Source organism: Rathayibacter sp. AY1B6 (assembly GCF_002932755.1).
GTDB lineage: Bacteria > Actinomycetota > Actinomycetes > Actinomycetales > Microbacteriaceae > Rathayibacter.
In genome coordinates this window covers 55,098-69,397 of the sequence record NZ_PSWL01000013.1, presented here as the reverse complement: position 1 = coordinate 69,397, position 14,300 = coordinate 55,098, and the positions used below count along the sequence as shown (strand labels likewise).

The following is a 14,300-nucleotide window of genomic DNA, read 5'->3' as shown; positions in this document are numbered from 1 at the left end:
GTCAGATCCGGGTCCCCGTCTTCGCGGCGAGGCGGAGGTAGACGCCGGCCGTGATCGCGAGCATCACCGCGTAGGCGCCGACGAACCAGCCCAGCGCCGTCGTGTAGTCGCCGAACTCGGTCTTGGAGAAGCCGAGCAGCTGGGGGATCACGAAGCCGCCGTAGGCGCCGATCGCCGAGATCAGGCCGAGCGCCGCGGCGGACGTGCGCTGGGCGCCGATGCCGTCGTCACCGCGCTGGCGGGCGCGGAGGGCGAACACCGTGGGGATCATGCGGTAGGTCGCGCCGTTGCCGATGCCGGCCGCCGAGAAGAGCACGAGGAAGCAGGCGAGGAAGAGCCAGAAGCTGCCGAGCGGCAGCGTCGCGATCACGCCGAGGATCCCGGCGCCCATGGCGACGAAGGCGAGGACCGTGACAGGCGCTCCGCCGAAGCGGTCGGCCAGACGGCCGCCGGAGGGGCGGGACAGCGAGCCCACCAGGGAGCCGAGGAACGCGAGGCCGACCGTCGCCGAGCCGACGGCGAAGCCGGAGAACTCGGGGAAGGTGTCGGCGATGAGCTTCGGGAACACGCCGGCGAATCCGATGAAGGACCCGAAGGTGCCGATGTAGAGCACGGCCAGCAGCCAGAGGTGCGGCTCGCGGAGCGCGGCGAGGGAGGCGGCGACGTCGGACTTCGCGGTCGAGAGGTTGTCCATGCGCTTGGCGGCGCCGATCATCGCCACGACGATCAGGGGGACCCAGAGGAAGCCGGCGATCGGCAGGTTCAGCGTGGCCGCGGCGCCGACAGTGATCGCGATCGGCACGACGAGCTGCGCGACGGAGGCGCCCAGGTTGCCGCCCGCGGCGTTGAGCCCCAGAGCCCAGCCCTTCTGCGCATGCGGGTAGAAGAAGGTGATGTTCGCCATCGAACTGGCGAAGTTGCCGCCACCGAAGCCGGCGAGCGCGGCCACCAGGAGCATGACGCCGAACGGGGTCTCCGGATTCGAGACCGCGATGCCGAGTCCGACGCTGGGGATCAGCAGGAGGCCCGCCGACACGATCGTCCAGTTGCGGCCGCCGAAGCGGGGGACCATGAACGTGTACGGGATCCGCAGGGTGGCGCCGACGAGGCTCGGCATCGAGATGAGCCAGAAGATCTGCCCGGTGTCGAAGGCGAATCCGGCCGCCGGCAGCGAGACGACCACGACCGACCAGAGCTGCCAGACGACGAAGCCGAGGAACTCGGCGAAGATCGACCACCTCAGGTTGCGGGCGGCGACGGAGCGTCCCTCCGCCTCCCACTGGGCGGGGTCCTCGGGGTTCCAGCCGTCGATCCAGCGGCCAGGCCGTCGGATGATGCCGGTGGAAGCGGCGGCGGTCGTGGGGGCGGTGGTCGGGGGTGCAGCAGTCATCGTGGTCCTCCGGAGGGTGGGTGGCGCGCGCGAGGGCGCGCTCGGGACGGGGAGGTGGAGCGGTGGTGGTGCGGGGAGGAGGCGTCAGGCGTTGCGCCCGAACAGCTCCGAGACGATGTCGACCAGCTCGCGGGCGGGCGGATCGACGGCGGTGAGGAGGGGGGCGGAGGCGAGGTCGGCCCCCGCGGAGGCGGCCAGGCCGGCGAAGTAGCCGGGCGCGAGCAGGTAGGTGGCGACCACGACGCGCGCGCCGGGGTGGGCGGTGCGCTCGGCGGCGACCGCCTCCGCGACCCGCGGCTCAGCGGCCGAGATGAACGAGGTGCTCACCTCGCGGCCGAGCTCGGCGGCGAGGAGGCGGCCGGTGGTCCAGCAGTCCGCGACGGCGCCGGCGTCGCTCGAGCCGGCGGCGGCGAGCACGACGCGGTCGCCGTCGTCGAGCCCCGCCTCGTGGAGCCGGCGGGCGAGCACGCGCGCCAGGCGGGGATCGGGTCCGAGCGCGCCCGACACCCGCACCGGCCGCTCCGCCTCCGCCGCGGCCTCGGCGAGGTCGACGTGCACGTGGTAGCCGGCCGAGAGCAGCAGCGGCACGACCACCACCGGCCGGCCCGGCTCGAGAGCGTCCAGGGTCGCGGGGACGTCGGGCTGCTGCACGTCGACGAAGGAGTCGAGCACGTCCAGCGCCGGGTTGGCCCGGCGGACCGCATCGACCAGTGCGGCGACGGCACGCCTCCCGTCGTCATCGGAGGTTCCGTGGGACGCGGCGACCAGAGCGGTCCGCTGGGCGACCTCGATCCTCCCCTCCCTCTGGCGCACCTGCCAGGTGGCGAGGTGCAGCTCCGCTCGTGTGAAGCAGGCGCCGGTCTCGAGGTCGAAGACGTCCTTGTGCAGGGGCGAGGCGATCGTGGGCCGCTGCACGCCGTCGACCAGACGCGAGCCGACGATGCCGCGCGAGAGCACGGCCGCGCCGGTCGCGGGGTCGAGGTTCGAGACGGCCCGCACCCGCCCGTCGGGCAGGAGGAACAGGGCGAGCTGCACACCGCCGACCAGGGCGGCCTCGCCCCAGAGCGGCTCGAGGTCGCCGACGGCGCAGACCGGCACCCAGGTGGTGGCGGTCGTGGGGGCGAGCCGATCGAGGAGGGTCATCGCTGCGCCTTCTTCCTGCACGTGGGCCACCGCGTCCGGTCGGGCGCGATGAGGCAACGGTAGGGATCGCGCGTTTCGTGCGAGCACGCCTCCGGTGTCACGGGCGTAACGAAGCCCTCACGGCCGGCGGCGCTCGCCGAGAGGCGCGCGTCACACGCTGTTACACCGGGGCAACGACGGGGAAACGGACCGTCCCTACGGTGGACGTCATGACTCCTGGAGCGAACACCGCCGCCCGGCCCCGACGCGTGCTCGTCGTCGGAGCGGGACCCGCCGCGCACCGCCTGGTCGACGCGCTCGTCACCCGGGCCGGCGACGAGGCGCTGGAGATCACCGTCCTCGGCGAGGAGGTGCACCGTCCCTACGACCGCGTCGCACTCTCGAAGCGCCTCGACGGCGAGCACGACCTGACTCTGGGCGACGGCGCTCTGTGGGAGTCGGCGCGGCTGATCAACTCCTCCCGCGTCGTCGCGATCGATCCCGACCACCTGCGCGTCGAGCTCGCGGACGGCCGCTCCCTCGAGGGCGACGAGATCGTCCTCGCGACCGGCTCCTCCGCCACGGTCCCGCCGATCGAGGGCGCTGAGTACGGCCGCGTCTACCGCACGCTCGAGGACGTGGACGGGCTCGTCGCCGAGCTCGCCGCGTTCCGCGCCCGGCGCGGCCGCCCCGCGATCGTGGCCGTGGTCGGCGGCGGTCTGCTCGGCCTCGAGGCGGCGGGAGGCGCGCACCGGCTCGGTGCGCGCACCTCCCTCGTCCACTCCGGCCGCTGGCTGATGAGCGCGCAGCTCGACGAGGGCGCCGGGCAGGCCCTCGGCCGCATCATCTCGGCGCAGGGGATCGCGCTGCACCTCGGCAACCGGCCCACCGCGATCCTCACCTCGCCGACCGGGACGGTGCTCGGCGTCGCGCTGACCGACGGCAGCAGCATCAGCGCCGATCTCGTGGTCTTCTCCATCGGGATCACGCCGCGCGACGAGCTCGCCCGAGCGGTCGGGATCGAGGTCGCACCGCGCGGAGGCGTGGTCGTCGACGAGGCGTGCCGCACCAGCAGGGCGGGAGTCTGGGCCATCGGCGAGGTCGCCGCGATCGACGGCCGCACCGTCGGGCTCGTCGCACCCGCCAACGCGATGGCGGAGGTGGTCGCCGACCGGATCCTCGGCGGCGACGCGACCTTCCCGGGCGTCGACGACGCCACCAAGCTCAAGCTCTCGGGCGTGGAGGTCGCCAGCTTCGGCGACGCCCTCGGCACCACGGAGGGAGCGCTCGAGGTCGTCTACGCCGATCCGGCCCGCGGTCTCTACCAGAAGGTCGTCGTCTCGGACGATGCGCGCACGCTGCTCGGCGGGATGTTCGTCGGCGACGCGGGCCCCTACTCCTCCCTCCGCCCGCTGCTGGGGCGCGAGCTGCCGGCCGAGCCCGGCGCCTACCTCGCGGCGGCGGGGGCGGAGGCGCCCTCGGGCGATCTTCCGGACGACGCCCAGGTCTGCTCGTGCAACAACGTCTCGGTCGGCGAGGTCCGCCACGCGATCGGCGAGGGGTGCACCGAGCTCGGGCCGCTCAAGGCCTGCACCCGCGCGGGCACCCAGTGCGGATCGTGCGTGCCCCTGGTGAAGAAGCTGCTCGACACGGAGCTGATCCGTGCGGGCGTCGAGGTCTCCCGCGCCCTCTGCGAGCACGTGGCGCTCAGCCGCAGCGAGCTGTTCGAGTCGGTCCGCATCCTCGGGCTGCACTCGGCCGAGCAGGTGATGGAGCGCTTCGGCTCCGGGCTGGGCTGCGACGTCTGCAAGCCGGTGATCGCCTCCGTCCTCGCCACCCAGACGAACGCCTACATCCTCGACGGCGGCCAGGCGCCGCTGCAGGACACCAACGACCGCGCCCTGGCCAACATGCAGAAGGACGGCACCTACTCCGTCGTCCCGCGGATCCCCGGGGGCGAGATCACGCCGGCGAAGCTCAAGGTGATCGCCGAGGTCGCCGAGCAGTACGGCCTCTACACGAAGATCACCGGCGGGCAGCGGATCGACATGTTCGGCGCCCGCCTCGAGCAGCTGCCCGAGATCTGGCGCCTCCTCGTCGACGCCGGCTTCGAGTCGGGTCAGGCGTACGGCAAGTCGCTGCGCACGGTCAAGTCGTGCGTCGGATCGACCTGGTGCCGCTTCGGAGTCCAGGACGCGGTCGGGATGGCGGTCTTCCTCGAGGAGCGGTACCGGGGTCTCCGCTCGCCGCACAAGTTCAAGCTCGGGGTCAGCGGCTGCGCCCGCGAGTGCGCCGAGGCGCGGGGGAAGGACATCGGCGTCATCGCGAGCGACCTCGGCTGGAACCTCTACGTCGGCGGCAACGGCGGCTACCAGCCGGCGCACGCCCAGCTGCTGGCACAGGATCTCGACGACGAGACCCTGGTGCGCTACATCGACCGCTACGTCATGTACTACGTGCGCACGGCCGAGCGGCTCCAGCGGACCGCCCGCTGGCAGGAGGAGCTCCCCGGCGGACTCGAGCACGTTCGCGAGGTGGTCTGCGAGGACTCGCTCGGCATCGCCGCCGAGCTGGAGGCCGCCATGGCCACGCACGTCGACACCTACGTCGACGAGTGGGCGGCGACGCTCGCTGATCCCGACCGGCTCCGCCGGTTCCGCTCCTTCGTGAACGCCCCGGACACCGCGGATCCGCGCGTCGCGACCGTGCGCGAGCGCGGGCAGGTCCGGCCAGCAGGCCGGGACGAGAGACCGGACGGACCCGTGCTGGTCGCGGGGCCGAGGATCCCCGTCGGTCCGGCCGGGATCGGATCGGACTCGTGATGCAGCTCTCCCTCGACCTCGCCGGACGCCGCGTGCTCGTGATCGGCACCGCCTCCGGGACCCGCCGCGTGGTCGCCCGCTACCGTGCCGCCGGCGCACTCGTCCAGCGGCACGAGGCGGAGGACGCGCTCACCCAGGCGCCCCCGGCCCTGATCGTGTGGGTGGAGGGGCCGGCACCGCTCCGAGCAGCGGCGGCCGACCTCTGCCCCTGGATCGTCGACGAGGCCCCCGCGCCGACCCGGCCGGTCGGGCACGTCAGCATCGTCGGCGGCGGCCCCGGCGATCCGGATCTGATGACCCTCGCCGCCCGCCGCGCCCTCCGCGACGCGGACGTGGTGCTCTACGACCGGCTCGGTCCGCACGAGGGCCTGGCCGAGTGGGCGCCCGGCGCCGAGCTGATCGACGTCGGCAAGACGCCCGGGCATCACGCGGTGCCGCAGCACGAGATCGAGCGGCTGATGATCGTGCGGGCCCTCGCGGGCCTGGACGTCGTGCGCCTGAAGGGCGGCGATCCGTTCGTGTTCGGACGCGGGTCGGAGGAGGTGCGCGCGTGCCGGCTCGCCGGCGTCGGCTCCACGGTCGTCCCCGGAGTGACCAGCGCGATCTCGGTGCCCGCCGCCGCCGGTATCCCGGTCACCCACCGCGAGGTCAGCAGGGCCTTCACCGTGGTCTCGGGCCACGCGCCGTTCAGCGAGGAGGAGCTCGGCCATCTGGCCGGGCTGGGCGGGACGATCGTGGTGCTGATGGGAGTGAACACGCTGCCGCACCTCGTCGCCGGGCTGCAGCGCGCGGGGATGCGCGCCGACATGCCCCTCGCGATCGTCGAGCGGGGCTGGTCGCGCGACCAGCGCACGACGGTCTCCTCGGTCGGCGCAGTGCTCGGCCTGCTCGCCGAGCTGGCACCGCGCTCGCCCGCCGTGATCGTCATCGGCGAGGTGGTCCGGCAGGCCGCGTGCCATGATGCGGGGGACCCCGAGAGCATCGCCCGAGCGGTCGATGCACTGACCGCGTGAGACCCCGAGGGGGCCGAGCATGACCGGCACCGATCCCGACGCCGCCGTGGGGTTCCGACCCGACCAGCTGGACGGCTTCCGCATCGGGGTCACCTCCGACCGCCGCTCCGAGGACCTGATCGCCGCGTTCGAGCGCCGCGGTGCCGCCGTCACACACGCCCCCACCATCCGCATGCGCGGCGTCGACACTGAGGGCGCGCTCGAGGAGGAGACCCGCGCCATCGTCGCCGCCCGCCCCGACGTGCTCCTCGCCACCACCTCCTACGGCCTCCGGCGCTGGCTCGAGGCCGCGGACGCCGCGGGTATCGAGCTGGCCGACGCGCTGTCCTCCGCGCGGATCCTCGTCCGCGGACCCAAGGCGCGCGGAGCGATCCGCGCGGCGGGTCTCGACGACCACGGGATGAGCGAGCGCGAGACGACCACCTCCCTCGTCGACCTGGCCCTGCGCGAGGGCGTCGCCGGCCGCACGATCGCGGTGCAGCTGCACGGATTCACCGATCCGGCTCAGCTGCAGCGTCTCCGCGACGCCGGCGCCCGGGTGCTCACGGCCGCGCCCTACCGCTGGAGCGTGCACGAGGACTCGGCCCGGGTGCTGCGGCTGATCGACGCGGTCTGCGGAGGGGGCATCGACGCCGTCACCTTCACCAGCGCGCCGGCGGTGGAGGCGCTCTTCACGGTCGCGGAGGCCGCGGGCCGCCTCGACGACCTCCAGGCGGCGTTCCGCGAGACGGTGGTCGCCGCCGCCGTCGGCCCCGTGACCGCGGCACCCCTGGTCGAGGCAGGGATCCTCCCGGTCGTGCCGGACCGGTTCCGGATGGGCGCGCTCATCCGCCTGACCTGCGAGCACCTCGAGCAGGCGTCGCCCCGCATCGAGACGGCCTTCGGCACTCTCGAGCTCCGCGGCCGGCACGCCGTCCTGGGCGGGATCCGGGTGGCGCTGACCCCGGTCGCGCTCGCACTGTTCCGGACTCTCGTCGCCGCCGAGGGCGCGACCGTCGCGCGTCACGTCCTCGCGGCCTCCGCGCCGGAGGCTCTGGACGACCACGCGGTCGACGTCGCCGTCAGCCGCCTCCGTCAGGCCCTCCCCGAACCGCGGCTCGTGGCGACGGTGATCAAGCGCGGCTACCGGCTCGCGACTCCGCTCTGAGCGGCGGCGCGGTGCGGCTGCGGCCCTCTCCGCGCCGTCGCGGACGGGCGACCGCTCGAGGCCGCGCCGGGCGCGGTGCCACACTGAGCGCGTGAGCAGGCTGAGGGTCGTCGTCGCGCCCGACTCCTTCAAGGGGTCGGCGAGCGCGGTCGAGGTCGCGCGCGCGATCGCCGAGGGCTGGAGCGCTGCGCGCTCGGGGGACGAGGTCGTCCTCGCACCGATGGCCGACGGGGGAGAGGGCACGGTCGACGCCTTCGCGCTCGCGGTCCCGGGGTCGCTTCGGCTGCCGGTCGTCGTGCCCGGCCCGGACGACCGGCCGGTCCGCGCCTGGTGGCTGCTGCTCCCCGACGGGACCGCCGTCGTCGAGCTCGCCTCCACGAGCGGCATCACGCTGCTCGACCCGCTCCGCCCGCTCACCGCGCACACCCGCGGCTTCGGCCGTGCGATCTCCGCCGCCCTCGACGCGGGGGCGCACGCCCTGCTGCTGGCGATCGGCGGCAGCGCCTCGACCGACGGCGGAGTCGGGGCGCTCCGCGAGCTCGGCGCCCGCTTCACCACCGCCTCCGGCCGCGACCTCGGCGACGGAGGCGGTGCGCTGCCCGCGCTCGCCGCCGCCGACCTCCGCGGGCTCCGTCCTCCGCCGCCCGGAGGCGCGGTCGTGCTCAGCGACGTCACGACCCCGCTGCTCGGCGACTCCGGGGCGGCCCGCGTCTTCGGGCCGCAGAAGGGGGCCGGTCCGGAGGACGTCCTCCTCCTCGAGAGCGGCCTCCGCCGTCTGTCCGCGCATCTGGAGGCGGATCCCGAGGCGCCCGGCTCGGGGGCGGCGGGCGGGACGGGCTTCGGGCTGCTCGCCTGGGGCGCGCGCCCGACCTCCGGCGCCGGCGCCGTCGGACGGGCGATCGGGCTTCCGGCTCTCCTGGCGGGCGCGGACGTCGTGATCACGGGGGAGGGGCGCTTCGACGCGCAGTCCGCCTCGGGCAAGGTCCCTGTGCACGTCCTCGCACTCGCCGAGGCGGTCGGGGCGCGGACGCTCCTCGTCGCCGGGGCGATCGCGGCGCCGACCTCCGGCTTCTCCGCGGCGGCGTCGCTGACCGAGGCGGCGGGCTCCTCGTCCGCGGCCCTCGCGGACCCGCTCCCGCACCTGCGCGCCGTCGCCCGGGAGTGGGCCGCACGGCTGCTCTGACCACTCGCGGTGTCGGTGGTCGGGCGTACCGTCCGGGCATGCCCCGTGATGCGATCCGACCACCACATCGTGTGGTCGGGCCGCCGCGCGGACCCCACCGGTCGGGCATGCCGACACGCCGTGGCGCGTTGTACACAGTGAACGGGATCCTTCTGTCCACACCTGTGGACGGTTCGTCCGGATCCGCGTCCTTCCGCGGTTCCACGGGCTCCGGCCTGTGGATGAACGGGGGAGGAACCGGTGGATAACTACACGGCTGTAACTACTACGTCTAGTGGGCTGACACCGGCCCGCCCCCTATATGTAGTATTGCTGAGCAGGTCGGAGCGAGAGCCCCACCGGCACCCAGAACTCACCGGACCATCCTCCGACCCCGCCCGCATCGCGAGCCGCCGGTCGGGGAGCGGCACCGGGACACCCCCTCCGAAAGGCGACACCCATGGCTGTGACGGTCTACACCAAGCCCTCCTGCGTCCAGTGCACCGCGACGTACCGCGCCCTCGACAGCAAGGGCATCGACTACGAGGTGTTCGACCTCTCCGTGGACGAGAAGGCCCTCGAGGCCGTCAAGGCCCTCGGCTACCTCCAGGCGCCGGTCGTCATCACGGACGACGATCACTGGTCCGGCTTCCGCCCCGACAAGATCGCGACCCTCTGAGGCGCACGAGCGGCGATCCGCGGCGTTGTCGGCGGGCGCCGTAGCGCCGCTACGGCTTCCTTCTCCGCCTTGCGGCTCACCACCCGTGCACCTCAGAGGCGGGACCGAGACAGCAGCTGACGAGGAGAGGGGCCGGAGGATGAGCGGGCTCGTGTACTTCTCCAGCAGCTCGGGGAACACGCACCGGTTCATCGAGAAGCTCGGACGGCCGGCGCAGCGCATCCCGCTCCACGCCCGCCGCGACGGAGCCGCCCTCGACACGCTCCACGTCCACGAGCCGTACGTGCTCGTCCTCCCCACCTACGGCGGGGGCAACGGCGGAGGGGCGGTCCCCAAGCAGGTCATCCGGTTCCTCAACGATCCGTGCAACCGCTCCCTGATCCGCGGCGTCATCGGCGCCGGCAACACGAACTTCGGCGAGGCGTACTGCCTCGCCGGCGACATCATCGCCCGCAAGTGCGAGGTGCCGCACCTCTATCGATTCGAAGTATTCGGAACACCCGACGACGTCCGCGCCGTCGACGAAGGATTGGACACGTTTTGGACGCAGCAGTGATCGACGCTCCCCGCGACGCCGCACAGATGGACTACCACTCGCTCAACGCGATGCTGAACCTCTACGGCCCGAACGGAGAGATCCAGTTCGACAAGGACCGCGAGGCCGCTCGCGAGTTCTTCCTGCAGCACGTCAACCAGAACACGGTGTTCTTCCACACGCTCAAGGAGCGCCTCGACTACCTGGTCGAGAAGGAGTACTACGAGCAGGCCGTGCTCGACCAGTACTCGTTCGAGTTCATCCAGCAGCTCAACGACCTGGCGTACTCGAAGAAGTTCCGCTTCGCGACCTTCCTCGGCGCGTTCAAGTACTACACCTCGTACACGCTCAAGACGTTCGACGGGAAGCGCTACCTCGAGCGCTTCGAGGACCGCGTCGTGATGACCGCCCTCGGCCTCGCCCAGGGCGACGAGACGCTCGCGACCGCCCTCGTCGAGGAGATCGTCGCCGGCCGCTTCCAGCCCGCGACCCCGACCTTCCTCAACACCGGCAAGGCCCAGCGCGGCGAGCTCGTCTCCTGCTTCCTGCTGCGCATCGAGGACAACATGGAGTCGATCGCCCGCGGCATCAACTCCGCGCTCCAGCTCTCCAAGCGCGGCGGCGGCGTCGCCCTCTCGCTCTCGAACATCCGCGAGGCCGGCGCCCCGATCAAGCAGATCGAGAACCAGTCCTCGGGCATCATCCCCGTGATGAAGCTTCTCGAGGACAGCTTCAGCTACGCCAACCAGCTCGGCGCGCGCCAGGGCGCGGGAGCGGTGTACCTCTCGGCGCACCACCCCGACATCCTCCGCTTCCTCGACACCAAGCGCGAGAACGCCGACGAGAAGATCCGCATCAAGACGCTCTCCCTCGGCGTCGTCGTGCCCGACATCACGTTCGAGCTCGCGAAGAACAACGAGGACATGTACCTCTTCTCGCCCTACGACGTCGAGCGCGTCTACGGCATCCCCTTCGGTGACATCTCCCTCTCGGAGAAGTACCGCGAGATGGTCGACGACCCGCGCATCAAGAAGACCAAGATCTCGGCGCGCGAGTTCTTCCAGACCATCGCCGAGATCCAGTTCGAGTCGGGCTACCCCTACATCGTGTTCGAGGACACGGTGAACCAGGCGAACCCGATCAAGGGCCGCATCAACATGTCCAACCTCTGCTCCGAGATCCTCCAGGTCAACACCCCGACGACCTACAACGAGGACCTCTCCTACGCGCAGATCGGCAAGGACATCTCCTGCAACCTCGGCTCGCTGAACATCGCGCTGACGATGGACTCGCCCGACTTCGGCCGCACCATCGAGACCGCGATCCGCGGCCTCACCTCGGTGTCCGACCAGTCGCACATCACCTCGGTCCGCTCGATCGAGGACGGCAACGACAAGTCGCACGCCATCGGCCTCGGCCAGATGAACCTGCACGGCTACCTCGCCCGCGAGCGGATCCACTACGGATCCGAGGAGGGCATCGACTTCACCAACATCTACTTCTACTCGGTGCTGTTCCACGCCCTGCGCGCCTCCAACAACCTCTCCATCGAGCGCGGCACCACCTTCGAGGGCTTCGCCGACTCGACGTACGCCTCGGGAGCGTTCTTCGACACCTACACGGAGAAGGAGTGGGCGCCGGCCACCGAGCGCGTCGCCCGCCTCTTCGCCGACTCGGGCATCGCGGTCCCCACCCAGGACGACTGGCGCGCGCTCAAGACCTCGGTCATGGAGCACGGCATCTACAACCAGAACCTGCAGGCCGTCCCGCCGACCGGCTCGATCTCGTACATCAACAACTCGACGTCCTCGATCCACCCGATCGCGTCGAAGATCGAGATCCGCAAGGAGGGCAAGCTCGGCCGCGTCTACTACCCGGCGCCGTTCATGACGAACGACAACCTGGAGTACTACCAGGACGCGTACGAGATCGGCTACGAGAAGATCATCGACACCTACGCCGCGGCCACGCAGCACGTCGACCAGGGCCTCTCGCTCACGCTCTTCTTCAAGGACACCGCGACCACCCGCGACGTGAACCGCGCCCAGATCTACGCCTGGCGCAAGGGCATCAAGACGATCTACTACATCCGCATCCGTCAGCTGGCGCTCGAGGGCACCGAGCTCGACCAGTGCGTCTCGTGCATGCTCTAGAGCACGCCGCCCCACCCCCCTCCGCACGACCCATCCGCAGCAGCGAGAAGGAATCATGACTCCCCCCGAGAAGCTCAAGCTCGTCGACTCCGTCCAGGCGATCAACTGGAACCGGATCCAGGACGACAAGGACGTCGAGGTGTGGAACCGCCTCACGAGCAACTTCTGGCTGCCCGAGAAGGTCCCGCTGTCGAACGACATCCAGTCGTGGAACACGCTCACGCACCAGGAGCAGCAGCTCACGATGCGCGTGTTCACCGGCCTCACCCTGCTCGACACCGTGCAGGGCACCGTCGGTGCCGTGTCGCTGATCCCGGACGCGATCACGCCTCACGAGGAGGCCGTCTACACGAACATCGCGTTCATGGAGTCGGTCCACGCCAAGTCGTACTCCTCGGTGTTCTCGACCCTGTCGAACACCCAGGACATCGACGAGGCCTTCCGCTGGTCGATGGAGAACCCGAACCTGCAGAAGAAGGCGTCCATCGTGATGGACTACTACCGCGGCGACGACCCGCTGAAGCGGAAGGTCGCCTCCACGCTGCTGGAGTCGTTCCTCTTCTACTCGGGCTTCTACCTGCCGATGTACTGGTCCTCGCGTGCCAAGCTCACCAACACGGCCGACCTCGTGCGCCTGATCATCCGCGACGAGGCCGTGCACGGCTACTACATCGGCTACAAGTTCCAGAAGGGACTCGAGCGGGTCGACCAGGCCAAGCGCGACGAGATCAAGGACTACACGTTCTCGCTGCTCTACGAGCTCTACGACAACGAGGCGCAGTACACGCAGGACCTCTACGACCAGCTCGGCCTGACCGAGGACGTCAAGAAGTTCCTGCACTACAACGCCAACAAGGCGCTGATGAACCTCGGTTACGAGCCGATGTTCCCCAAGCAGGTCACCGATGTGAACCCCGCGATCCTGTCGGCCCTCTCGCCCAACGCGGACGAGAACCACGACTTCTTCTCGGGCTCCGGCTCCTCCTACGTGATCGGCAAGGCCGTGAACACCGAGGACGAGGACTGGGACTTCTAGGCCCGTGCATCCGATGCCTGAAGTAGGCGCAAAAATGAGGGGCGACCTCGCTGGACTAAATGTCAGCGAGGCCGCCCCTCATGCGCGAGGGCCGCCATTAGCAAGGCTCACCCTTGAAAAACTTCTAAGTTTGACGATTGGATTTTGAATTGAACATTTACCGCCATACGCCAAAGGGGCCTGGTGAAACGTGGAAGACCGGCCAGCGCGTACCTGAACCGGGGCTGTGGGCAGACCAGTACGGCGACGTCACATGGTTCAGGCAGGGGGCAACGTTCCCGCCTTGCCTTAATCGTAAGGGTGAAGGTGCCTTCCGGCACCTTGTTGAACCTGCCGTTGCAGCGGCTTAGAACAACCGAGTAATCACCTGAATTATGAGTAAGCGAGGGGCGTGGATGTTTCCGCGCCCCTCGTTTGCGCTAACCGGTCTTGCGCTGTACAACAGCGAATCGCTCCGATAATTTCCGATTCAGAGCGACCAGACGAGGCTAACACCGGGTGCGCCGCCAGTCCAGCCAGCTGGAGCCGTCGGCGCAAACCGTCAAAGGGCGAGCCGCATCAGCACGCGCGGGAAGCCGTTCAGCACCGAGGTCGTGTCCGCGGCCTTCTCGAAGCCCGCGAGCTCGAACAGCGAGCGCGTGCCGACGTACGCCATCGTCAAGTCGACCTCCGCGCCGGCGTTGTCGACCGGGTAGCCCTCGATCGCCGGGGCCCCGTGGGCTCGGGCGAACTCGACGGCGCCCTGGAGCAGCGGATGCGAGATGCCGCGCCCGCGGAAGCCGGGCCGCACGCGGAGGCACCACACGCTCCACACGTCGAGGCCGTCCACGTGCGGGATGCGCCGGTTCGTCGCGAAGCTCGTATCGGCCCGGGGGTGCACCGCCGCCCAGCCGACCACCTCGTCGCCGTCGTACGCGACGACGCCCGGAGGCGGGTCCTCCGCCACGAGCTCGCGCACCCGGTCCCCGCGCGCCGGCCCCTTCAGCTCGCGGTTCTCCTTCGACGAGAGGAGGCGGTAGCTCAGGCACCAGCACACGTTCGAGTCGGGCTTCTTCGGGCCGACCATCGTCGCGACCTCGTCGAAGACGGTCGCGGGGCGCACCTCGATCGTCATGCCGGAAGCCTTCCACTGCGGGCTCGGGCCGACAAGGTACGCAACCGAGGATGAGAGACGGATCCGGGCGCTCAGCGCACCGCCAGGTCGTCCCGTCCTCGATCGCGCACGCGGACCAGTGACCACT

The 14,300-nt window shown here is 70.8% G+C and carries 11 protein-coding genes; 8 read left to right on the top strand and 3 right to left on the bottom strand.

Translation table 11 applies throughout. The features are described 5' to 3' along the window. Position 1: 1 nt before the first annotated feature. Both C5D08_RS08860 and nirD read right to left on the bottom strand, forming a co-directional pair. A complete protein-coding gene (locus C5D08_RS08860) occupies positions 2-1,390 on the bottom strand; it encodes an MFS transporter (protein WP_104276727.1) in 1,389 nt (462 codons plus the stop codon). 84 nt (positions 1,391-1,474) lie between these two features. Then, on the bottom strand, positions 1,475-2,533 hold the full coding sequence (nirD, locus tag C5D08_RS17490) for a nitrite reductase small subunit NirD (protein WP_104276726.1): 1,059 nt from the start codon (positions 2,531-2,533) through the stop codon (positions 1,475-1,477). A 209-nt stretch (positions 2,534-2,742) separates the two neighbouring features. Between nirD and nirB the strand changes: the two genes are divergently transcribed. The 8 genes from nirB (at position 2,743) to nrdF (ending at position 13,059) form a co-directional block, all read left to right on the top strand. Next, on the top strand, positions 2,743-5,334 hold the full coding sequence (gene nirB / locus C5D08_RS08850) for a nitrite reductase large subunit NirB (protein WP_104276754.1): 2,592 nt from the start codon (positions 2,743-2,745) through the stop codon (positions 5,332-5,334). Then, positions 5,334-6,347: a uroporphyrinogen-III C-methyltransferase gene (cobA, locus tag C5D08_RS08845; protein WP_104276753.1), complete on the top strand. Its 1,014-nt coding sequence runs from the start codon at positions 5,334-5,336 to the stop codon at positions 6,345-6,347. Before nirB ends, cobA begins: the two co-directional genes overlap by 1 nt. Positions 6,348-6,366: 19 nt before the next feature. Further along, the gene (locus C5D08_RS08840) at positions 6,367-7,494 is read left to right on the top strand and encodes a uroporphyrinogen-III synthase (RefSeq protein WP_104276725.1); all 1,128 of its coding nucleotides are present in this window, start codon (positions 6,367-6,369) and stop codon (positions 7,492-7,494) included. A 100-nt stretch (positions 7,495-7,594) separates the two neighbouring features. Further along, complete coding sequence (locus C5D08_RS08835) at positions 7,595-8,677, top strand: glycerate kinase (protein WP_104276752.1); 1,083 nt, start codon at positions 7,595-7,597, stop codon at positions 8,675-8,677. A gap of 439 nt (positions 8,678-9,116) precedes the next feature. Next, the gene (nrdH, locus tag C5D08_RS08830; RefSeq protein ID WP_068255139.1) at positions 9,117-9,335 is read left to right on the top strand and encodes a glutaredoxin-like protein NrdH; all 219 of its coding nucleotides are present in this window, start codon (positions 9,117-9,119) and stop codon (positions 9,333-9,335) included. 139 nt (positions 9,336-9,474) lie between these two features. After that, the gene (nrdI, locus tag C5D08_RS08825) at positions 9,475-9,891 is read left to right on the top strand and encodes a class Ib ribonucleoside-diphosphate reductase assembly flavoprotein NrdI (protein WP_104224357.1); all 417 of its coding nucleotides are present in this window, start codon (positions 9,475-9,477) and stop codon (positions 9,889-9,891) included. A gap of 26 nt (positions 9,892-9,917) precedes the next feature. Next, a complete protein-coding gene (gene nrdE, locus C5D08_RS08820) occupies positions 9,918-12,023 on the top strand; it encodes a class 1b ribonucleoside-diphosphate reductase subunit alpha (RefSeq protein WP_104276751.1) in 2,106 nt (701 codons plus the stop codon). Positions 12,024-12,078: 55 nt separating this feature from the next. Next, entirely contained in the window at positions 12,079-13,059 is a 981-nt protein-coding gene (gene nrdF, locus C5D08_RS08815; RefSeq protein ID WP_104224358.1) for a class 1b ribonucleoside-diphosphate reductase subunit beta, read from the top strand. Positions 13,060-13,600: 541 nt separating this feature from the next. On the opposite strand, the gene C5D08_RS08810 is transcribed toward nrdF, so the two are convergent. Then, on the bottom strand, positions 13,601-14,173 hold the full coding sequence (locus tag C5D08_RS08810) for a GNAT family N-acetyltransferase (RefSeq protein WP_104276724.1): 573 nt from the start codon (positions 14,171-14,173) through the stop codon (positions 13,601-13,603). Between the last annotated feature and the right edge of the window lie 127 nt (positions 14,174-14,300).

Excerpts from the sequence above, each read along its gene's own strand:
- C5D08_RS08860 (WP_104276727.1), bottom strand. The coding sequence starts at position 1,390 with ATGACTGCTGCACCCCCGACCACCGCCCCCACGACCGCCGCCGCTTCC.
- nirD (WP_104276726.1), bottom strand. The coding sequence starts at position 2,533 with ATGACCCTCCTCGATCGGCTCGCCCCCACGACCGCCACCACCTGGGTG.
- nirB (WP_104276754.1), top strand. The coding sequence starts at position 2,743 with ATGACTCCTGGAGCGAACACCGCCGCCCGGCCCCGACGCGTGCTCGTC.
- cobA (WP_104276753.1), top strand. The coding sequence starts at position 5,334 with ATGCAGCTCTCCCTCGACCTCGCCGGACGCCGCGTGCTCGTGATCGGC.
- C5D08_RS08840 (WP_104276725.1), top strand. The coding sequence starts at position 6,367 with ATGACCGGCACCGATCCCGACGCCGCCGTGGGGTTCCGACCCGACCAG.
- nrdH (WP_068255139.1), top strand. The coding sequence starts at position 9,117 with ATGGCTGTGACGGTCTACACCAAGCCCTCCTGCGTCCAGTGCACCGCG.
- nrdI (WP_104224357.1), top strand. The coding sequence starts at position 9,475 with ATGAGCGGGCTCGTGTACTTCTCCAGCAGCTCGGGGAACACGCACCGG.
- nrdE (WP_104276751.1), top strand. The coding sequence starts at position 9,918 with ATGGACTACCACTCGCTCAACGCGATGCTGAACCTCTACGGCCCGAAC.
- nrdF (WP_104224358.1), top strand. The coding sequence starts at position 12,079 with ATGACTCCCCCCGAGAAGCTCAAGCTCGTCGACTCCGTCCAGGCGATC.
- C5D08_RS08810 (WP_104276724.1), bottom strand. The coding sequence starts at position 14,173 with ATGACGATCGAGGTGCGCCCCGCGACCGTCTTCGACGAGGTCGCGACG.